We start from the raw sequence: 20504 nt of genomic DNA, 5'->3' as shown, positions 1-20504 counted from the left end.
CGGCTGTTTTCCGGCCTGTTCCCGGATCGCGGCACCCTTGGCTGGCATGATGGTGTCCGTGGACAGTACGACGGAAGCTGGGACGGCCCCCGGGCCGGAGGGCGCGGCGCTGCTGCAGGAGGTTCGGGACAGGCTCGACGCCGTGGAGCTGCCCCTCGACCTGCCGGACGCGGCAGCCGCCCGCAACAGTGCCCGCGCCGCGGCCGTCCAGCTCGACGACTACATCCTGCCCCGGCTGCGCAGCCTGGATGCCCCGCTGATCGCCGTCGTCGGCGGATCGACCGGGGCGGGCAAGTCGACCCTGGTCAACGCGCTGGTGCAGCGGCCAGTCTCCCGGGCCGGAGCCATCCGGCCCACCACCCGCCAGCCGACCCTGGTCCACCACCCCGCCGACCGGCGGTGGTTCGAGGACCAGCGCATCCTCCCCGGACTGAGCCGGCTCACGCCCGCCTCCGGAGACAAGGGCGCGGCGTCCGACGACGGCGGTTCCCTGCGCCTGGTCGCCGACTCCGTGGTCCCCAGGGGTATCGCGCTGCTGGACGCCCCGGACATCGACTCCGTTTCCGAGCAGAACCGGCTGCTGGCGGCGCAGCTGCTCTCTGCCGCGGACTTGTGGCTGTTCGTGACCACGGCCAACCGCTATGCCGACGCCGTGCCCTGGCACCTCCTCACGGAAGCCGCCGGACGCAGCATCACGGTCGCCGTCGTACTGGACCGCGTGCCCGCGGGGGTGGAGGAGGAGGTACGGGAGGACCTGGCCGATATGCTGCAGCAGCGCGGCCTGGGCGCGGCCAGGCTTTTTGTCGTTGGGGAGACCGAGCTGGACGAGCGGGGGATGCTGCCGCTGGAGGCCGTGGCGCCGATCCGCGAGTGGCTCGCCCAGCTGGCCGCGGACGCCCCGGTCCGGGCCGGGGTCGCGCGGCGGACGCTCGGCGGCGCGGTGGGACTGCTCGGTGCCAAGGTCGCAGACGTGGCCCGGGCCGGGTCGGAGCAGGCCGCGGCCGCCGAGCGGCTCCGCTCGGACGCCCTCGGCGCCTACCGGGCAGCAACGGCGCGGGCACTGGCCGCAACCGAGGACGGCACGCTGCTGCGCGGAGAGGTGCTGGCGCGCTGGCAGGACTTCGTGGGCACCGGGGAATTCTTCCGCTCGCTGGAAAGCGGCATCGGCCGCGCGCGCGACCGCATAGCGGCATTCTTCAGCGGCCGCCCGGAGCCGTCCGCCACGGTGGAGACGGCCATCGAATCCGGCCTGCAGTCGGTGATCGTGGAGGAGGCCGAGAAGGCGGCCGAAGACACCCAAGCCCGCTGGCGGGACGACCCGGCGGGCCGGCAGCTGCTGGCCGGCGCGGACCTGGCGGGCGCCGGAGAGGGCTTCGCGGACAAGGCCGCCGCCCAGATCCGCGCCTGGCAGGGGGACCTGCTGGAGCTGATCCGGACCGAGGGGACGGACAAGCGGTTCAAGGCGAGGATGCTCTCTTTCGGCGTGAACGGCCTGGGGGTGGCGCTGATGATCGTGGTCTTCGCGGCTACCGGAGGGCTCACCGGCCTGGAGGTCGGCGTGGCCGGCGGCACCGCGGTGGTGGGCCAGAAGCTGCTGGAGGCCGTGTTCGGCGACGATGCGGTGCGCAGGCTGGCCCGCACGGCGCGCGCCGGACTCCAGCAGAGGACCCAGGAGCTGATGGACGAGGAGGCCCGGCGCTTCCTGGACAGGCTGCCGGCCCTGGCCGAGGGTACTCCCGCGGAATGGCGGGAGCTTCGCGCGCGGCTGGACGAGCTTGCCGCGCGCATCGGAGCGGGGGACGCGGTATGAGCCGCCACCGCGGGGCCGCGGAAACCTCGACGCTGCAGCAGCGGCTGGAAGCGCTGTCCGAGGCCCGGGAGCTGGCCAGGGACAGGCTGCAGGACGAGGAGCTTGCGCCGGTCCTGGGTGTCCTTGAGCGGGCGAGCGCGCGGCGGTCGCTCTCTGCCGATCACACCGTCGTCGGCTTCTTCGGCGCCACCGGAGGCGGAAAGTCCTCGCTGTTCAACGCCGTGACCGGCGGCGACATCGCCGTCGCGGCCGCCCGCCGGCCGACGACCGCGGAGCCGCTGGCCGGCATCCGCACACCCGAGGGGAGCGGGCCGCTGCTGGACTGGCTGGAGGTAAACCAGCGGCACGTCCTTCCGGATGACGGATCCGCGGACAGCCCGCCCGGGCTCATCCTGCTGGACCTTCCGGACTTCGATTCCACGGCGGCCGACCACCGGCGGATCGTGGAACGGCTCGTGGGACAGGTGGACGTCCTCGTGTGGGTCGTGGATCCGCAGAAGTACGCAGATGCCGCGCTGCACCACGGCTTCCTGCGTCAGCTGGCCTCGCACGAGGCCGTGACCATCGTGGTGCTGAACCAGATCGACCGGCTCGCTCCTGACGAGGTGCAGCCGGTGCTGGCCTCCCTCCGGGAGATCCTCGCCGCGGACGGCCTGGCCAAGGTGCAGATCCATCCGGTGTCTGCGGCAACCGGCGCCGGGGTGGACAGGCTGCGCGCGGGGATCGGCGAGGTAGTGCGGCAGCGCGGGGCTGGCACCGAGCGGCTCCTTGCGGACGTAGCGGCCGGCGCCGACGCCCTGGCCGGGGCCGCCTCGGACTCGGACCTGCCCGCGCCGTCGAAGGAGGCCCGGCGCCGGCTCTCCAACGCGCTTTCTTCCGCAGCCGGCGTGGAGCGGGTCGCCGAAACGGTCGGCCGCTCGTACCGGCGGCAGTCGCACCGGCACACCGGCTGGCCGCTGACCCGCTGGCTCGGGCGGCTGCGCAGTGACCCGCTGAAGCGGCTCAACCTCGACCGCCGGGACATCGATCCCGCGCTGAGCCGGTCCTCGCTGCCCGCGCCCGGCCCGGCCCAGCGCGCCCAGGCCGATGCCGCGCTGCGCGAGTTCGCCGACGCGGCCGGCCGGGGCGCCCCCGAGGCCTGGCGCGCATCGATCAGGCGGGCGGCTCGCTCCAGTGCGGACGTCCTTCCGGACGCCCTGGATCAAGCCGTGGCACACACCGATCTGGGATCGAACCGGAAATCCTGGTGGTGGCCGGTGGTCGGCCTGCTGCAATGGGTCGCCCTGGCCGCCGCGCTGGCCGGCGCGCTGTGGCTGCTGGGCCTGGCGGTGCTCGGCTACCTGCAGTTCGATGTGCCGCCGGCGCCGCGCGTCGAGGGCTTCCCCGCGCCGACCCTCATGCTCGTCGCCGGCGTGCTGCTCGGCGTGCTGCTGGCGCTGCTCTCAGCGGCCGTGGCCCGGGCCGTGGCGGGATCCCGGACGGCGAAAGCACGACGGCGGCTGCGCGCCAGCGTGGACGAGGTGGCGCAGACGCAGGTGGTCACCCCGGTAGCGGACGAGGTCGAGCGCTGCAACCGCTTCAGGCAGGCCGTGGCGGCCGCGCGGAATGGCAGCGCCGCCAAGGCCGGGCTCAGGTGATGGCGGCCAGCACCTTGTGCAGCGTCCGCACGTTGCGGGTCGTCGTCGTGCTCTTGTAGCGCTGCTTGGCGCTCAGTTTGTTCACGGGGCTCTCCAACGTGCTTCCCTTGGCCACCGTCCACGCGCTGGCCTCCGGCCCGAGCAGGTGCTGTTCGGCGCCCGCGGCCGCGGCGGCGTCGTAGAGCTCCTTCAGCGCCGCGGGATCGGACGCCAGGGTGATGTAGGCGTGCACGTCCGGCGTGTCCGCTGGGTACGGGCAGTCGGCCACCAGCTCCGCCAGCCGCTGCGCAGTGAGCACGATGACCCAGGCGTCGTAGCCGAAACGCTCGCGCAGCTTCGCCTCCACCAGCGCCTTGACCTCCCCGGGCGGCGCATCGCTGGAACAGACGACGTTCCCGCTGGCGAGCAGCGTCTTCACGTCGGCCAGGGGCAGCTCGGCCAGGGCCTGCCGCAGGTCCGCCATCTTGAGGTTGATGCCGCCGACGTTCACGCCGCGCAGGAATACCGCATAGCTCGTCATGGGCCGGATCATACCGGGGCGCCGGCGGAGGTGTCAGCGCCTCGCCGGACGCTGCCTGCCGGGTCCCCGGCTCCCGCCGCGTGATAGGTTCCAGTGCGGAAGCCAACCAGGCCGACGACGTGAATAGACGACGTGAATAGATGCGGACAAGGGAGTGACGGGTGTCCGATGACCGGGGCACGGTAGCCGAACTGGATGAACGCGGGCTGCTGGAGCTGATCTTCCCGCGGCTCGGCCCGGATGGCGCGCTGGTCGGTCCGGGCGACGACGCCGCCGTTGTCGCTGCCCCGGACGGCCGCACCGTGCTGTCCATCGACACGCTCGTGCAGGACCAGGATTTCCGGCTGGACTGGGCCGGCGGCTACCGCAGTTCCGGGTTCGACGTCGGCTGGAAGTGCGCGGCGCAGAACGTTTCCGACATCAACGCCATGGGCGCGGTTCCCACCTCCCTGGTCGTCAGCCTGACGCTGCCGGGTACGACGCCGGTGGGCTGGGTCGAGGAGCTTGCCGACGGCCTGCGCGCGGCACTGGAGGGCCTGGGGGCGGACCGCTGCGGAGTGGTCGGCGGAGATCTGGGCAAGGGGCCGGCCGTCGTCGTGACCGCGGCGGTCACCGGTGACCTCGAAGGCCGCGCGCCGGTGCTGCGCTCGGGGGCGAGGCCGGGAGACATCCTGGCGGTGGCCGGAGCCCCGGGCCGCGCGGCCGCAGGCCTCGCGCTGCTCGAGAAGGCGCCCGACTACGCCGCCCTGCCGTCGGCGCTGCGCCGGCTGACCGGACTGCAGTCCCGGCCGGTGCCGCCCCTGGCCGCGGGGCCGCTGGCCGCACGGGCCGGCGTGCACGCCATGATGGACATCTCCGACGGGCTGGTCCGCGACGCCGGCCGGTTGGCCCGCGCCGGCGGCGTCGCCCTTGACCTGGACGGCGCCCTGCTCCGGGACTTCGAAACGGAGCTGCTCCCGGCCGCCGAACTGCTGGGCGCCGACCCGCGGAACTGGGTGCTCGGCGGGGGAGAGGACCACGGGCTGCTGGCGGCCTTCGGCCCGGAGGCGGAGCTGCCGGAAGGCTTCCACGCGGTCGGGTCGGTGCAGGCTGGAGCGCCGGCCGTTACCGTGGACGGCGCCGTGCCGGAAGTGCTCGGCTGGGACCACTTCCGCGGCTAGCGGCGGCCCCGAGGCGGGCTGCCGGGCCCGAGGCTCAGCCCAACACCCGGCCCCAACCTCAGTCGTTGCTCTTGCGCAGGGCTTCGGTGAGCTGCTGGGCGGCCTGGACAACCACCTCGGCATGGATCCGGCCCGGCTGCCGGCTCAGCCGCTCGATCGGCCCGGAGATGGAGACGGCGGCGATGACGCGTCCTGAGGGGCCCCGCACGGGAGCCGAGACGGAGGCCACGCCGGGCTCGCGTTCGCCCAGGCTCTGGCCCCAACCACGCCGCCGGACCCCGGCGAGCACAGTCGGCGTGAACCGCGCGCCCCGCAGCCCTTCGAGCAGCCGTTCGTGGTCCTCCCAGGCCAGCAGGACCTGGGCCGCGGAGCCGGCCTTCATGGACAGCTGCGTTCCGACCGGAATCGTGTCGCGCAGGCCCACGGGCCGTTCCGCCGATGCCACGCAGACGCGAGCGTCTCCCTGGCGGCGGAAGACCTGGGCGCTCTCGCCGGTGGCGTCGCGCAGGCTGAGGAGTACCGGCCCGGCCGAGGCGATGAGCCGGTCCTCGCCGGCCGCTGCGGCCAGTTCCACCAGCCGCCGGCCCAGCACGAACCGCCCCTGCATGTCCCGGCTGACCAGGCGGTGGTGGACCAGCGCCAGCGCCAGCCGGTGCACCGTCGGCCGCGCGAGGCCGGTGGCCGCGACCAGCTGCGCGAGCGACGTCGGTCCGGCTTCGAGGGTATCCAGCACCATGACGGCCTTGTCGATGACTCCGACGCCGCTAGTATTGTCCATAAAATGATATTGACGTCTCATTATCTGAGATGCAAGTCGGCTCGCTAGCGCGCAATCGGGCGTTGCTGACAGAGTTTAACTACATACTTCTGCGGTCTGAGCCGATGCGGCAATCCTGTCCTCGAGCGGCCGCGCTGTCACTGACGGAGGGAGCTGGCTATGGCCGGTACGACTGCGGGCAAGACGCTCGCCGAGAAGGTTTGGAATGCGCATGTCGTGCGCCGGGGCGAAGGCGAAGGCGCCGCACGCCAGCCCGATCTGATCTACATCGACCTCCACCTCGTGCACGAAGTGACGTCCCCGCAGGCCTTCGAGGGGCTGCGGCTGACCGGCCGCAAGCTGCGCAGGCCCGACCTGACTATCGCCACCGAGGACCACAACACCCCGACGCTGGATATCGACAAGCCGATCGCGGATCCGACCAGCCGCACGCAGATCGAAACCCTGCGCACCAACTGCAAGGAATTCGGCGTGCGGCTGCACTCCCTCGGCGACGCGGAGCAGGGCATCGTCCACGTGGTCGGCCCGCAGCTCGGCCTGACCCAGCCCGGCCTCACGGTGGTTTGCGGCGACTCCCACACCTCCACCCACGGCGCCTTCGGGGCGCTGGCGTTCGGCATCGGCACCTCCGAGGTCGAACACGTCATGGCCACCCAGACCCTCTCGCTGAAGCCGTTCAAGACGATGGCCATCAACGTCGAAGGCTCGCTGCGTCCGGGTGTCACTGCCAAGGACATCATCCTCGCCGTGATCGCCAAGATCGGCACCGGCGGCGGCCAGGGCTACGTGCTCGAGTACCGTGGCTCGGCCATCCGCTCGCTGAGCATGGAAGCGCGCATGACCATCTGCAACATGTCGATCGAAGCCGGCGCACGCGCCGGCATGGTGGCGCCGGACGAAACCACCTTCGACTACCTCAAGGGCCGCCCGCACGCGCCCGAAGGCGCAGACTGGGACGCCGCCGTCGACTACTGGCGCACCTTGCACTCGGACGATGACGCCGAATTCGACGCCGAGGTCTTCCTGGACGCGGACACCCTGGAGCCGTTCGTGACCTGGGGAACCAACCCGGGCCAGGGCGTCTCGCTGTCGCAGGCCGTACCCAATCCGGACGACTTCGCGGACGAGAACGCCAAGGCCGCCGCCCGGCGTGCGCTGGCCTACATGGACCTGGAAGCCGGCACGCCGATGAAGGACATCCGCGTGGACACAGTCTTCCTCGGCTCCTGCACCAACAGCCGGATCGAGGACCTGCGGATCGCCGCGGACATCATCCGCGGCCGGAGCAAGGCCCCCAACGTGCGGATGATGGTGGTCCCCGGCTCGGCCCGCGTGCGGCTGGAAGCCGAGGCCGAGGGGCTGGACAAGGTCTTCAAGGAGTTCGGCGCCGAATGGCGGTTCGCCGGCTGCTCGATGTGCCTGGGCATGAACCCGGACCAGCTCGCCCCGGGGGAGCGCTGCGCCTCCACCTCCAACCGCAACTTCGAGGGCCGCCAGGGCAAGGGCGGACGCACTCACCTGGTGTCGCCCGTGGTCGCCGCCGCGACCGCGGTCCGCGGCACGCTGAGCTCGCCTTCGGACCTGGACCCCATTAACGACGACGCCGTGTCCCGGCCTGCTGCCTAAGGAGCTTTGAGGATTATGGAGAAGTTTTTGACCCACACCGGCATCGGCGTTCCGCTGCGCCAGTCCAACGTGGACACGGACCAGATCATTCCGGCCGTCTACCTGAAGCGGATCACCCGCAGCGGCTTCGAGGACGCCCTCTTCGCCGCCTGGCGGAAGCAGGAGACCTTCATCCTGAACCAGGAGCCGTTCAGCCGCGGTTCGGTCCTCGTGGCCGGCCCGGACTTCGGCACCGGCTCCTCCCGGGAGCACGCAGTCTGGGCCCTGAAGGACTATGGCTTCAAGGTGGTCCTCTCCTCCCGGTTCGCCGACATCTTCCGCGGCAACTCAGGAAAGCAGGGCCTGCTGGCGGCCGAGGTCGCGCAGGACGACATCGAGCTGATCTGGAAGGAACTGGAGAACCACCCGGGCACCGAGGTCACCGTTGACCTGCAGGCCAAGACCGTGGTCTGCGGAACCCTCACCGCGCCGTTCGAGATCGACGATTACACCCGCTGGCGCCTGCTCGAGGGCCTGGACGACATTGGCCTGACGCTGCAGCACGAAGAGGAGATCACGGCCTACGAGCAGACCAGGCCGGCCTGGAAGCCGAAGACGCTGCCGGCCCGGACCTAAAGCGCCACGGTGGTGAACGCCACTGTATTTCGAGATGATTGCGGTAGCTTCTATGCTTAGCTGAGGCCTTCGCGAAGTCTCGAGGGCCCTGCCAATTTAAGGAACAGGTGTTTATGGCAAGCGTTTTGACCATTCGCGGTGGAGTCCCGCTCACGGGAAAGGTAACCGTACGGGGAGCCAAGAACCTTGTCCCCAAGGCGATGGTCGCCTCGCTGCTCGGCAACGAGCCGTCGGTGCTTCGGAATGTGCCGGAGATCAAGGATGTCGACGTCGTCACCAGCCTGCTCCGCCTCCATGGCGTAGAGGTTGCGAAGGACCCGGTCTCGGGTGACCTGACGCTGGATCCGTCGCACGTGAAGACGGCCCAGATGAAGGACATCGATGCGCACGCCGGCGATTCCCGGATCCCGATTCTGTTCTGCGGGCCGCTGATCCACAGCATCGGCGAGGCCTTCATCCCGGATCTCGGCGGCTGCCGCATCGGCGACCGGCCGATCGACTACCACCTCGAGGTGCTGCGCCAGTTCGGCGCCGTCGTGGACAAGCGCGAGGGCGGCATCTCGATTTCGGCGCCTAAGGGCCTGAAAGGTGCGAAGCTCTCGCTGCCTTACCCGAGTGTCGGCGCCACGGAACAGGTCCTGCTGACCGCCACGCGTGCCGAAGGCATCACCGAGCTCAGCGGCGCGGCGATCGAGCCGGAGATCATGGACCTGATCGCGGTGCTGCAGAAGATGGGCGCGATTATCAGCGTCCAGACGGACCGCGTGATTCGGATCGAGGGCGTGGAGCAGCTGCGCGGCTTCAACCACCGGGCCCTGCCGGACCGCAACGAGGCCGCCTCGTGGGCATCGGCCGCGCTGGTGACCGAGGGGGACATCTATGTCGAGGGGGCGAACCAGTCCGACCTGACTGCGTTCCTGAACACGTTCCGCAAGATCGGCGGCGAATTCGATATCGACGACAACGGCATCCGCTTCCGCCACACCGGCGGCAAGCTCTCGCCGCTCGTGCTCGAGACGGACGTGCACCCGGGCTTCATGACGGACTGGCAGCAGCCGCTGGTGGTCGCCCTGACCCAGGCCGCCGGCGTGTCGATCGTGCACGAGACGGTCTACGAGAACCGCTTCGGCTTCACCCAGGCCCTGGTCCGGATGGGCGCGAACATCCAGCTGCACCGCGAGTGCCTGGGCAGCGTGCCCTGCCGCTTTGGCCAGCGCAACTTCCTGCACTCGGCCGTCATTTCCGGCCCGACGCAGCTGCGCGGCGCGGACATCGACATCCCGGACCTCCGCGGCGGCTTCAGCCACCTCATCGCGGCCCTGGCAGCCACCGGAACGTCCCGCGTGACCGGCCTGGAGCTGATCAACCGCGGTTACGAACGGTTCCAGTCCAAGCTGGAAAGCCTCGGCGCGGATTTCGACATTGTCTGAGGCGCCGGCGAGAGGAATGAAAGCGGGACGCAAGGAACGCGCCACCCTCGGAACGGTGGCCGTGCTGGTCCGGCCGGTCCTGGACCTGGCGCTGGGACGGAAATGGAGCGGGGGCGAGCACCTGCCCAAGGACCGCGGCTTCATCGTCTGCCCGAACCACAACACGGAGATCGATCCGCTGGTCGTGGGGCACTACGTCTACAACCACGGCCATCTCCCGCACTTCCTGGCGAAGGCGTCGCTGTTCAAGATTCCCGTGGTCGGCCCGATCCTGGGCGCGTCCCGGCAGATCCCGGTGGAGCGGAGCAGCGCCGGAGCCAACAGCTCGCTGGAGACCGCCCGCAGCGTCATGGACGAGGGCGGCGCCGTCATCATCTACCCGGAGGGCACGCTCACCCGCGATCCCGATCTCTGGCCTATGCGCGGCCGGACCGGGGCAGCGCGGCTGGCGCTGCAGACGGGGGCGCCCGTAGTGCCGGTGGCGCACTGGGGCGCCAACGAGCTCCTCCCGCGCTACGCGAAGAAGCTGCACCTGTTCCCGCGCAAGACCGCACGCGTCGTCGCGGGTCCCCCGGTGGACCTGAGCGAGTTCGAGGGGCTTCCGGTGACCAAGACGGTGCTTGACGCGGCCACGAACAAGATCATGGATGCCATTACCGTGCTGCTGGAGGGGCTCCGCGACGAGGAGGCTCCGGCCATCCGCTGGGATCCGGCGCAGCGCGGGCAGAGCGCCACCGGCCGGGACTTCGAGCAGCGGGCGCTGCCGGAGGACCAGGCGTGAGCGCGCGGGCCGGCCTGCCGGCCGCGGTAGCCGTGCTCGGCGCCGGCAGCTGGGGCACCACGTTTGCCAAGGTCGTTGCCGACGCGCATCCGGAACTGGAGGTGCGCCTCTGGGCGCGCCGGGCCGAGGTCGCGGAGGAGATCAATACCAGCCACCTCAACTCCAAGTACCTCAAGGACATCGTCCTGCCGGAGAACCTCGGTGCCTCCGCGGATGTGGCCAAGGTGCTCGCCGGCGCGGACCTGGTGGTCCTGGCCGTTCCGGCCCAAACCCTGCGCCCGCAGCTGGCGGGCTGGAAACCCCTGCTGGGGGACACCGCCGTCGTTGTTTCCCTGATGAAGGGGCTGGAACGAGGCACGGACGCGCGCATGAGCGAGGTGATCAAGGAGGAGCTCGGCCTGCCGGACGAGCGGGTGGCCGTCATCTCGGGACCGAACCTGGCGATGGAGATCGCCCGGAAGGAACCCACCGCCTCCGTGGTCGCGTGCACGGACCGCGAGGTCGCCCAGTGGATCGCGAACACCTGCACCGCCCGCTACTTCCGGCCGTACACCAACACGGACGTGGTCGGCGTGGAGATCGGCGGGATCGTCAAGAACGTGATCGCGCTCTGCGTCGGCATCTGCGACGGCAAGCACATGGGCGACAACACCAAGGCCTCCGTCATCACCCGCGGCCTCGCCGAAACCACGCGGCTGACCCTCGCCCTGGGCGGGGAGGTCGAAACCATGGCCGGACTCGCCGGCCTGGGCGACCTGGTGGCGACATGTTCCTCGCCGCTTTCGCGCAACCACACCGCCGGCCGGCTGCTGGGCGAGGGGCTGAGCCTCGATGAGGTCACCCTGCGCATGACCCAGACGGCCGAAGGCATCAAGTCCGGCCGCGCGGTGCTTGACCTGGCCAACCACATGGGCGTGGAGATGCCGATTACCGAAAGCGTCGTGGCCGTGCTGGAGGGGGAGATCTCCGTCGAGGACCTCGCACCGCGGCTGCTGACCCGTGAACTCAAATCAGAAGGCGAACAGGACCAGTGACTTTGACTTCTTTCGACGCGACCGAGCCGGAATCCGGCACCAAGCCCCGCGTGGCCGTGCTGTTCGGCGGCCGTTCCAGCGAACATTCGGTCAGCTGCGTGACCGCGGCGGGCGTGCTCGCCGCCATTGACAAGGACAAGTACGACGTCGTTCCCGTGGGGATCGCGCGGAACGGCCAGTGGGTGCTGGTCAGCGGAAATCCGCAGGAGTGGACGCTTACGGCCGGTCAGCTGCCGGAGGTTCCGGACTCGGCGGAGCATGTGATGCTGGCCGCGCGGGATTCGGCCGCGGAGCTGCTGGTTCGGACCGGCCCCGAATCGACCCGGAGCATGGGCCGGATCGACGTGGTGCTGCCGCTGCTGCACGGCCCCTTCGGCGAGGACGGCACGCTGCAGGGCATGCTGGAGATGGCGGACGTCCGCTATGTCGGCGCGGGGGTGCTCGCGTCCGCCGTGGGGATGGACAAGCACTTCATGAAGCTGGCCTTCGCCGCCGCCGGGCTCGAGGTCGGACCCTACGAGGTCATCACGGACCGGCAGTGGCAGCGGGACCCGGAGGCGGCGCTGCAGCGCGCCGCCGCGCTGGACTTCCCGGTGTTCGTCAAGCCCGCCCGGGCCGGTTCCTCCATGGGGATCACCCGGGTGACGGAGCCCGCGCAGCTGCGGTCCGCCGTCGAAACCGCCCGCGAGCATGATCCCAAGGTGGTCGTGGAAGCCGGAATCCCCGGGCGGGAGATCGAGGTCGCCGTCCTGCAGGGCCGCGGCATCGAGGACCCGCGCACCAGCCTGCCGGGCGAGATCGCGGTGCAGCCGGGCGAGCATGCGTTCTACGATTTCGAAGCCAAGTACGTGGACGGCGCGGCGGCCGCGCTGAGCTGCCCCGCCGAGCTGCCTGACGATGCGACCGCGCGGGTGCGGGAGCTGGCTGCCCGGGCCTTCGACGCCGTGGGAGCCGAAGGACTCTCGCGGGCAGACTTCTTCTACACACCCGACGGCGGGCTGATCATCAACGAGATCAACACGATGCCCGGCTTCACGCCGATCAGCATGTACCCGCAGATGTGGGCGAAGTCCGGGTTGCCGTACACGGAGCTGATCGACGAGCTGATCCACCTGGCGCTCAGCCGGCCCATCGGGCTGCGCTAGCCGGATCGTCCGGCTGGACCGGCCGGCGCCAGGCCGCGGGCGGGTTCTGCCCGTGCGCACCGGCGGCAGGCCTCGGGCAGGAGGCCCCGGCCCGCTGCGGGCGGGGCCTACGGAACGTCGAGGGTGTCGCCGGCGCCCAAGCACCGGTCGGTCTGCGGGATCTTCGCCGCGGCGTCCGCCAGGTCCACCAGGATGGTGCTTTCCGCCACCTCGTCCGGATTGAAGACCAGTTCGGTGGCCGGGGTACGTCCGTAGGTGACGGCGGTCCAGGAGCCGTCGCCTTCGCGCAGCACCCAGTCGATCCCGTTGACGTTGACGCACTGGTCCGTCGTCGGACCGGGGGCCGGAACACCGCACCTGAGGATCACGCGGGACGGGTCGCCCCAGGCGGCCGTCGCCTGGCTGGAGGTCTCGCGGCGCGGGAAGTCGGCAACAAACTGGGGGAGTATGACCATCATGGGAGCGCAGGCCGGGTTGGCCGCGTCTTCGGCCGGATCGACATCCACGATCGGGGAACACGCGGAGGCCGCCAGGATCACCCCGGCACCGAGGAGCAGGAGGGGCACGCGCTTGACGGACGGATTTCGGGGCATGGATCCAGCCTATCGGCTGCCGGATGCCGAAGAATTTGGCCGCCGTTCCGCGCGGCTTGCCAAAACGTTATCCCCGCCGCAGATTCTCTGCTGTAGGCTCGGTTAACGCCTCAGAACTGAAAGACGCCGCGGGCCAGCGCGCCGGCGGCCACGGGAACGGACCGACTTGCAGACAAAAGTAGCCGCGAATGCGCAGGCGTTGAAACGCTGGCTCGGCAAAGCGGAAGTAGTACTGGGCAATCACAGCGACAGGCTGAACGCGATCAACATTTTCCCGGTCGCGGACGGTGACACCGGAACCAACCTCTACCTCACCGTCCGGTCCGCGGCCCTCGCGGCCGCCGAGGCGGAGACCACGGACGTGGGCGAGCTGCTGGCAGCCGCGGGCCAGGCGGCGATGGAGGATGCCCGGGGCAACAGCGGTACCCTGTTCTCGGTTTTCCTCTCGGCGCTGTCCGAGCCGCTGCACGGGACCACCCGGATGACCGGCCCGCTGCTGGCCGCGGCGCTGCAGCGGGCGGAGATCCGCTGCTGGTCGGCCCTGAGCGACCCGGTGCCGGGCACCATGCTGTCCGTGATCGAGGCGGTCTCCCGCGCGGCCAATGCCGGGGACCCGGTGCATGCCGGCGACCATTCGAACCATGCCCTGGCCGCCACGCTGGAGGCGGTTGTCGGCGCGGCCCTGGAAGCGGTGGTGGAGACGGAGGACCAGCTGGGCCCGCTGGCCGCCGCACAGGTGGTGGACGCCGGCGCCGTGGGCTTCCTGCTCATCCTCGATACCCTCCGGGCGAGCGCCCTTGGCCAGGAGCTCCAGCCGGAACTGCTGGACGGGCTCCACGGGTACAGCGTGCAGGACCCGCACATCCACCTGGACCATGCCCACGAGGGTGTCGAGGTCATGTGCACCATCAACCTCAGTCCGCTGGACGCCGCGACGCTGCGGCTGCAGCTGGACGAGCTGGGGGACTCCGTGATCCTCAGCGCCGTAACGGAGGTGGAGGGCGGCTACCGCTGGCGGATCCACGCCCACGTTCCCGCCGCTGACCCGGCGCTGGCCGCCATCCGGTCCTTCGGGGAGCCGAGTAACCTGTCCGTGACGGACCTTGCGGCCGCGCCGGCCTACGAGGCCCATGACTGATCGGCAACCCCCGGAACTGGCGCTGCCCCTCGAGCGCCGGGTCGGCAAACGCACCGCCAGTATCCTGGAGAAGCACCTCGGCCTGCGGGCCACCGCGGACCTGCTCAACTACTTCCCGCGCAAGTACCTCAAGCGCGGGGAGCTGACGCCTATTGCCGACCTCCCGATGGACGAAGACGTAACCCTCGTGGCGCGCGTCCTGAGCAGCCGCTCCCGCCAGATGCGCGCCCGCAAAGGGTCGATCACCGATGTTGTTGTCACCGACGGCCTCGGCGGCAGGCACAGCTCGGTCGCGCTCACCTTCTTTAACGCCTACCGCGCGGCCAAGGAGCTGACGCCCGGCACGCTGGCCATGTTCGCCGGCAAGGTCTCCACCTACCGGGACAGCCTGACGCTGACCAACCCGGAGTACGTGCTGCTCGGCGATGAATCCGAGTTCGACGCCGAGGCCGTCCGCCGCCCGGTGCCGGTCTATCCCGCGACGGCCAAGGTGGCGAGCTGGCGGATCAGATCGGCGGTCGAGGTCCTGCTGGACAGTGTCGACTTCGACAAGGTCCCTGACCCGGTGCCGGCCGACATCGCCATCCGGGACCGGCTTTACTCGCTGCGCGACGCCTACCGCAACATCCACCGGCCGGACGAGTTCGAGACCGCGCTGAAGGCCCAGGACCGGTTCCGCTACCAGGAGGCGCTGATCCTGCAGACCGCCCTGGCCCGCCGACGCGCGCAGGCGGCCGCGGAGGAGGCCACCGCCCGCCCGCACAAGCCCGGCGGCCTGCTGGAGCGGTTCGACGCGTCGCTGCCGTTCACACTGACGGCGGGCCAGCGCGAGGTCGGCGAAACCCTGTCCGGCGAACTCGCCGCCGACAACCCGATGAACCGCCTGCTGCAGGGCGAGGTGGGCTCCGGCAAGACGCTGGTGGCCCTGCGTGCCATGCTGCAGGTCATCGACGCGGGCGGGCAGGCCGCGCTGCTGGCGCCGACCGAAGTCCTCGCCGGCCAGCACTACGACTCGATCCGGCGCACCCTGGGACCGCTGGCCGAGGCCGGCATGCTCGGCGGCGACGCGGACGGGACCCGCGCGGTGCTGCTCACCGGATCGGTGACCGGCTCCGCCCGCCGGAAGATCCTGCTGGACATCGCCTCCGGCGAGGCCGGCATCATCATCGGAACCCACGCCTTGCTCTCCGACGAGGTGCAGTATTTCGACCTGGGCCTGATCGTCGTGGACGAACAGCACCGCTTCGGCGTCGAACAGCGGGACGCCCTCCGTTCCCGCGCCGTGCGCCCGCCGCACCTGCTCGTGATGACGGCGACCCCGATCCCGAGGACCGTAGCGATGACCGTGTTCGGCGACCTCGAAACATCCGTGCTGCGCGAGCTGCCGGCGGGCCGGGCACCCATCAGCACCCACATGGTGGGCCTCGCCGAGCACCCGGCCTGGGGCACGCGCATTTGGGAGCGGGCCAGGGAAGAGATCGACGCCGGGCGGCAGGTCTACGTTGTCTGTCCCAAGATCGGGGACGGCGAGAGCGAGGATCCCGCGTCGCTGGAGCCGACGGCGGACGACGATGAGGAAGGGCGGCCGCTGGCATCCGTGCAGCAGACCGTCCAGTCGCTCGCCTCGCTCCCGGCGCTCTCCGGGGTGCGGATCGGGATGCTGCACGGGCGGCTCGACCCGGAGGATAAGAGCGCCACGATGGCCGCGTTCGCCGAAGGCCTGCTGGACCTGCTGGTTTCCACCACCGTGATCGAGGTCGGCGTCGACGTGCACAATGCCACGCTCATGGTGATCCAGGATGCGGACCGGTTCGGCATTTCGCAGCTGCACCAGCTGCGCGGCCGCGTGGGCCGCGGCGGGCTGCCGGGGACCTGCCTGCTGGTCACCCAGCTGGAGCCCGGCCATCCCAGCCGGGACCGGCTCCAGGCCGTGGCATCGACGACGGACGGCTTCGCCCTGTCGCAGGAGGACCTGAAGCTGCGCCGCGAAGGCGACATCCTCGGCTCGACGCAGTCCGGCGGCAAGTCCACGCTGAAGCTGCTGCGGGTCATCAAGGACGAACCCATCATCGAACAGGCGCGCCGGGATGCGGCGGCAATTATCGAGCACGACGCGCTGCTCGGAGACTACCCGGAACTGGCCGAGGCGATCGAGCTTTACCTGAACCCGGAGAAGGAGGCGTTCCTTGAGCGGGGCTGACGTATGAGCCGGATCATTGCAGGCACGGCCGGGGGACTGGCGCTGGCGAACGTACCGGGTTCCGCGACCAGACCGACCACGGACCGGGTGAAGGAGGCGTTGTTCTCCCGGCTGGAGGCCTACGATGTCCTGCACGACGCGGTCGTGCTTGACCTCTACGCGGGCTCGGGGGCACTCGGCGTCGAATGCGCCAGCCGGGGCGCCGCACGGGTGGAGCTGGTCGAGCAGGCGGACAAGGCGGCGTCCGTATGCCGGCGCAACGCCGACCAGGTCAACACCGTGCTGCGGCGCCGCGTGGTCCAGGTGCACCGGACCGGGGTCGAAGGGTTCTTGACGAAACTGGACGCCGGGGGCCACTTCAACCTGGTGCTGATGGACCCGCCCTATCCGCTCACTGAGGACAAGCTCGCCCACGTCCTCGGGCTCCTGGTGCCGGTCCTCGCGGAGGGCGCAGTCGTCGTAGTCGAACGTTCGTCGCGCTCGCCGCAGCCGCAATGGCCCGCCGGGCTGGAATGCTTCTCCGACCGCAAGTACGGGGAAACACAGCTGTGGTTCGCCGAACCCGCCGGGGTCAGCCCGCAAAACTCCTGAGCTCGGCTCCGGTCAGTACGCCGGCCGGATGCGGCCCGGCCGCGAGCAGCGCCGCCGTCCACTCCTGCGGCCAGGGTTCGCGCCGCGCCGCGACGACCACGTTCCCGGGGTGGCGGCAGCTGAACATGGAGGCGTCCGCCAGTAGTGCGGCATGCGGCGTGGACTCGAGCACCGCGCCGAGCTGGCGCTTGGCGAAGGCGAGCGGCGGGTCGTCGCCGATGTTCACCAGCAGCACGCCGCGCGGCGACAGCAGTTCCAGAAGTTCGGCGTAGAAATCCGCCGTCGCCAGGTGCTCCGGTGCATCCTCGCCCGCGAAAACGTCCAGGACGACCAGGTCGAATGGACCGTCGACGTCGCCGAACGCCACCTCGTGCCGGGCGTCGCCAATGTACACGGTCAGGTCCGTGCCCTCGGGCAGGGGCAACTGGTCGACGACGAAATCCAGCAGCTCGCGTTCGAGTTCCACCGCGTGCTGTTCGGAACCCGGCCTGGTCGCCTGCAGGTAGCGCGCCAGCGTCAGCGCCCCGGCGCCCAAATGCAGGCAGCGCATGGGCGCCCCCGGCGGCGCCGCGAGGTCCGCGACGTTGGCGATCCGCCGCAGGTACTCGTAGAAGACCTCCCGCGGGTGCTTCAGGTTCACATGCGACTGCTCGGCGCCGCCGATCGCGAGGATGTAGCTGCCGGGAATCCGTTCGTCGGGAAAGATCTCTGCATGCAGCCCCGCGCCGCGCAGGAAGCGCCCGGCCACCGGTTAGAGCCGTTCCCCGAGCCCGGCGAGCCGGGACGCGGCTTCCTCGAGGACTTCCGTGCGCTTGCAGAAGGCGAAGCGCAGCAGCGACTTGGTGCGTTCTGCTCCTTCCGGGTGGCAGAAGACCGGGACCGGAATGGCGGCGACGCCGACCAGTTCGGGCAGCCGGTAAGCCAGGGCGGTGGCGTCCGTGACGCCCAGCGGTGCGGCGTCGACGTTGATGAAGTAGGTGCCGTCCGGCAGGAAGACCTCCAGGCCGGCGGCGCGCAGCCCCTCGGCGAGGATGTCCCGCTTGGCCTGCAGGCTCGAGGAGATGCCGCTGAAGAAGTCCTGCTCCAGGGCCAGCCCCGCTGCCACCGCGGGCTGGAACGGCGTGCCGGAGGAATAGCTCAGGAACTGCTTAACGGTCCGGACGGCCGCAACGAGTTCGGCGGGGCCGCTAATCCAGCCGACCTTCCAGCCCGTGAAGGAGAAGGTCTTCCCCGCGGAGGAGATGGTCAGGGTGCGTTCGGCGGCTCCGGGCAGGGTGGCTACCGGGACGTGCTCGACGCCGAAGGTCAGGTGTTCGTAGACCTCGTCCGTGATGATGATTGCGTCATGCCGGTTCGCCAGCTCTACGATCCGGGTGAGTTCCGCTCGCGTGAAGACGCTGCCCATCGGATTGTGCGGGTTATTGACCAGGATGACGCGGGTACGGCCGCTGACTGCTGCCTCCAGCGCCTCGAGGTCCGGATGGAAGTCCGGGGCGGCCAGCGGGCTGGTGGTGTGGGTGGCGCCGCTGAGCCCGATGACCGCGCCGTATGAATCGTAGAAGGGCTCGAAAGTCAGGACTTCGTCGCCCGGGCCGGTGAGCGCCAGCAGCGCCGCCGCGATCGCCTCGGTAGCGCCGGTAGTCACCACGACCTGGTTGTCGGGGTCGAGGTCCAAACCGTAGAAGCGCTGCTGGTGCGCGGCGATGGCCTCGCGCAGCGCGGGGATGCCCTTGCCCGGCGCATACTGGTTGGCACCGGAGGCGATGGCGTCGCGGGCCGCCTCGGACATGATCCGGGGACCGTCCTCATCCGGAAACCCCTGCCCCAGGTTGATGGCCCCGGTACGGACGGCCAGCGTGGTGATCTCCTCGAAGATGGTCGCGTCCAGGCGTCCGTCGGCGCCCAGCAGGTTGGCACCGGCGGCCGCCCGCCGCCAGGGTGCATCGGTGGTGGCGGGGCGTCCCTGGGCCAAAGTCCTGTCGGTTCTGCTCATGCTTCCCAGTAATACCACTGGTATGGGCCCCGGCTGCTGCAGCTTGCCGGTTGGATGGGCTAGATTCGTAGATATGCGCCGCGCCGTCTGCCCCGGATCCTATGACCCCCTGCACAACGGACACGTCGAGATCATCGCCCGTGCCGCCAGCATGTACGACGAGGTCATCGTCGCCGTCTCGACCAATTACGCGAAGAAGTACCGCTTCGACCTGCAGACCCGCCTCCAGATGGCGACCCAGACCCTCTCCTACCTGCGGGGCGTCACGGTCGAGCCCATGGGGGAGGGGCTGCTCGCCGAGTTCTGCCGCAGCCACGGCGCGAACGTGATCCTCAAGGGCCTGCGGACCACGCAGGACTACCACTACGAACTGCCGATGGCGCACATGAATCGCCACCTCACCGGCGTCGAGACCATCTTCCTGCCGGCCGAGAGCAGTTACACCCACCTGTCCTCGACCCTGCTGAAGGAAGTGGCGGCGCTTGGCGGAGATATCTCGGAGTTCGTGCCGAAGGCCGTGCTGGAGCGGATCCGCCAGGAGAAGGACGAGTAGCCCGGTGCGCCCATTTGGGACTGCGCCGCAGTTCGGGCTATGATGGTTCGTCGGTCGTATGTTCAGTAGGGAGTTCGCATCAAAGTGGTCATGAGTCATGATCAGAATTCACGATTGATCATCGGAGTCAATGATGTCGGGCGCAGCCCCGGCAGCATGCGGACCCTGAATGAACATGTACCAACGCCGAAGGATTTCGGTGTGGCACTCATTGGCGTGGAGGAAGGCTCCGACATGGAGCTGGATCTCAGGCTTGAGTCTGTCCACGAAGGTGTCCTGGTCTCCGGCACCGCCACCGTCACCGTCAAAGGTGAATGCGGGCGCTGCCTGGATCCCATCGCCTACGAGCAGGCCGTTCGGGTGCAGGAACTCTTCTACTTCGAGGGATTTGATTCTCAGGATCAGGGCCCGGATGATGAAGAGGCTGAAGAGCAGCGGCGGGTTGAGCACGATTCCATCGATCTCGAACCGGTGTTGCGGGACGCAGTGGTGACAGCCCTGCCGTTCCAGCCGGTGTGCCGGGAAGACTGCCAAGGCTTGTGCCCTGAATGCGGGATGCGCCTTGAAGAGGATCCGGGTCACCACCATGAGGTCTTGGATCCTCGCTGGGCAGCCCTCGCCGGGCTGGCCGGCACGGTTGCCGACAAGGCACCAACAAGTACAGAGTCAGACGAGAGAGAAGAGAGTTAGCCGTGGCTGTTCCCAAGCGGAAGATGTCCCGCTCGAATACGCGCGCACGCCGTTCCCAGTGGAAGGCTACCGCCCCCAACCTGGTCAAGACCGTCGAAAACGGCCGCGTGACCTACAGCTTGCCGCACCAGGCCAAGGTTGTCACCGATTCGGCCGGTACTGCGCTGTTCCTTGAGTACAAGGGCCGCAAGGTCGCCGACGTCTAATCCC

General features: G+C 69.8%; 20 protein-coding genes. 15 read left to right on the top strand and 5 right to left on the bottom strand.

Annotated features, from left to right (window positions below; translation table 11 throughout):
- Positions 1-49 precede the first annotated feature (49 nt).
- Both OC550_RS08485 and OC550_RS08480 read left to right on the top strand, forming a co-directional pair.
- On the top strand, positions 50-1810 hold the full coding sequence (locus OC550_RS08485) for a dynamin family protein (RefSeq protein WP_262106295.1): 1761 nt from the start codon (positions 50-52) through the stop codon (positions 1808-1810).
- Entirely contained in the window at positions 1807-3447 is a 1641-nt protein-coding gene (locus OC550_RS08480; protein ID WP_262105129.1) for a GTPase family protein, read from the top strand. Before OC550_RS08485 ends, OC550_RS08480 begins: the two co-directional genes overlap by 4 nt.
- Here the strand turns inward: OC550_RS08480 and OC550_RS08475 are convergent.
- Positions 3440-3967 (bottom strand): DUF1697 domain-containing protein, encoded by a 528-nt coding sequence (locus OC550_RS08475; protein WP_262105127.1) that lies wholly within the window; start codon positions 3965-3967, stop codon positions 3440-3442. The genes OC550_RS08480 and OC550_RS08475 overlap by 8 nt on opposite strands.
- A gap of 161 nt (positions 3968-4128) precedes the next feature.
- Here OC550_RS08475 and OC550_RS08470 point away from each other — a divergent pair, with 161 nt between their 5' ends.
- Entirely contained in the window at positions 4129-5127 is a 999-nt protein-coding gene (locus OC550_RS08470) for a thiamine-phosphate kinase (protein WP_262105125.1), read from the top strand.
- A 58-nt stretch (positions 5128-5185) separates the two neighbouring features.
- Here OC550_RS08470 and OC550_RS08465 read toward each other — a convergent pair whose 3' ends face one another.
- Positions 5186-5905, bottom strand: coding sequence for an IclR family transcriptional regulator (locus OC550_RS08465; RefSeq protein ID WP_262105123.1), 720 nt, complete (start codon positions 5903-5905; stop codon positions 5186-5188).
- A gap of 159 nt (positions 5906-6064) precedes the next feature.
- On the opposite strand from OC550_RS08465, the gene leuC reads away from it, so the two are divergent.
- From leuC to OC550_RS08435, 6 genes are all read left to right on the top strand, one after another.
- Positions 6065-7531, top strand: a complete 1467-nt coding sequence (leuC, locus tag OC550_RS08460) for a 3-isopropylmalate dehydratase large subunit (protein WP_262105121.1) — start codon at positions 6065-6067, stop codon at positions 7529-7531.
- 15 nt (positions 7532-7546) lie between these two features.
- Positions 7547-8146, top strand: coding sequence for a 3-isopropylmalate dehydratase small subunit (gene leuD / locus OC550_RS08455; RefSeq protein ID WP_262105118.1), 600 nt, complete (start codon positions 7547-7549; stop codon positions 8144-8146).
- A 113-nt stretch (positions 8147-8259) separates the two neighbouring features.
- The gene (murA, locus tag OC550_RS08450; protein WP_262105116.1) at positions 8260-9576 is read left to right on the top strand and encodes a UDP-N-acetylglucosamine 1-carboxyvinyltransferase; all 1317 of its coding nucleotides are present in this window, start codon (positions 8260-8262) and stop codon (positions 9574-9576) included.
- 16 nt (positions 9577-9592) lie between these two features.
- The gene (locus tag OC550_RS08445; RefSeq protein ID WP_262105114.1) at positions 9593-10357 is read left to right on the top strand and encodes a 1-acyl-sn-glycerol-3-phosphate acyltransferase; all 765 of its coding nucleotides are present in this window, start codon (positions 9593-9595) and stop codon (positions 10355-10357) included.
- Complete coding sequence (locus OC550_RS08440) at positions 10354-11391, top strand: NAD(P)H-dependent glycerol-3-phosphate dehydrogenase (protein WP_262105112.1); 1038 nt, start codon at positions 10354-10356, stop codon at positions 11389-11391. Before OC550_RS08445 ends, OC550_RS08440 begins: the two co-directional genes overlap by 4 nt.
- Positions 11388-12536, top strand: coding sequence for a D-alanine--D-alanine ligase family protein (locus OC550_RS08435; RefSeq protein ID WP_262105110.1), 1149 nt, complete (start codon positions 11388-11390; stop codon positions 12534-12536). The genes OC550_RS08440 and OC550_RS08435 overlap by 4 nt, the downstream gene beginning before the upstream one ends.
- Before the next feature lie 107 nt (positions 12537-12643).
- On the opposite strand, the gene OC550_RS08430 is transcribed toward OC550_RS08435, so the two are convergent.
- Complete coding sequence (locus tag OC550_RS08430; protein WP_262105108.1) at positions 12644-13129, bottom strand: DUF3515 domain-containing protein; 486 nt, start codon at positions 13127-13129, stop codon at positions 12644-12646.
- Positions 13130-13328: 199 nt separating this feature from the next.
- Here OC550_RS08430 and OC550_RS08425 point away from each other — a divergent pair, with 199 nt between their 5' ends.
- Genes OC550_RS08425 through rsmD form a run of 3 tightly spaced genes read left to right on the top strand, consistent with a single transcriptional unit; the run spans position 13329 to position 17058 of the window.
- Positions 13329-14267, top strand: a complete 939-nt coding sequence (locus OC550_RS08425; RefSeq protein ID WP_262106294.1) for a DAK2 domain-containing protein — start codon at positions 13329-13331, stop codon at positions 14265-14267.
- On the top strand, positions 14260-16467 hold the full coding sequence (locus OC550_RS08420) for an ATP-dependent DNA helicase RecG (RefSeq protein WP_262105106.1): 2208 nt from the start codon (positions 14260-14262) through the stop codon (positions 16465-16467). The genes OC550_RS08425 and OC550_RS08420 overlap by 8 nt, the downstream gene beginning before the upstream one ends.
- Before the next feature lie 3 nt (positions 16468-16470).
- Positions 16471-17058 (top strand): 16S rRNA (guanine(966)-N(2))-methyltransferase RsmD, encoded by a 588-nt coding sequence (rsmD, locus tag OC550_RS08415; protein ID WP_262105104.1) that lies wholly within the window; start codon positions 16471-16473, stop codon positions 17056-17058.
- Here rsmD and OC550_RS08410 read toward each other — a convergent pair.
- Positions 17039-17806 (bottom strand): spermidine synthase, encoded by a 768-nt coding sequence (locus OC550_RS08410; protein ID WP_262105102.1) that lies wholly within the window; start codon positions 17804-17806, stop codon positions 17039-17041. The genes rsmD and OC550_RS08410 overlap by 20 nt on opposite strands.
- 3 nt (positions 17807-17809) lie before the next feature.
- On the bottom strand, positions 17810-19051 hold the full coding sequence (locus OC550_RS08405) for an aminotransferase class I/II-fold pyridoxal phosphate-dependent enzyme (protein WP_262105100.1): 1242 nt from the start codon (positions 19049-19051) through the stop codon (positions 17810-17812).
- A gap of 73 nt (positions 19052-19124) precedes the next feature.
- Here OC550_RS08405 and coaD point away from each other — a divergent pair, with 73 nt between their 5' ends.
- From coaD to rpmF, 3 genes are all read left to right on the top strand, one after another.
- The gene (gene coaD, locus OC550_RS08400; protein ID WP_262105098.1) at positions 19125-19604 is read left to right on the top strand and encodes a pantetheine-phosphate adenylyltransferase; all 480 of its coding nucleotides are present in this window, start codon (positions 19125-19127) and stop codon (positions 19602-19604) included.
- A gap of 90 nt (positions 19605-19694) precedes the next feature.
- Entirely contained in the window at positions 19695-20294 is a 600-nt protein-coding gene (locus tag OC550_RS08395) for a DUF177 domain-containing protein (protein WP_262105096.1), read from the top strand.
- A 2-nt stretch (positions 20295-20296) separates the two neighbouring features.
- Positions 20297-20500 carry a 50S ribosomal protein L32 gene (rpmF, locus tag OC550_RS08390; RefSeq protein WP_055240805.1) on the top strand — a complete coding sequence of 68 codons (204 nt, stop codon included), beginning with the start codon at positions 20297-20299 and terminating at the stop codon, positions 20498-20500.
- The last annotated feature ends 4 nt before the right edge of the window (positions 20501-20504 follow it).

It is taken from the genome of Arthrobacter sp. Marseille-P9274 (assembly GCF_946892675.1).
Classification (GTDB): domain Bacteria; phylum Actinomycetota; class Actinomycetes; order Actinomycetales; family Micrococcaceae; genus Crystallibacter.
Note: the sequence above shows the minus strand (reverse complement) of the source record. Positions and strands in the feature narration are given on the sequence as shown.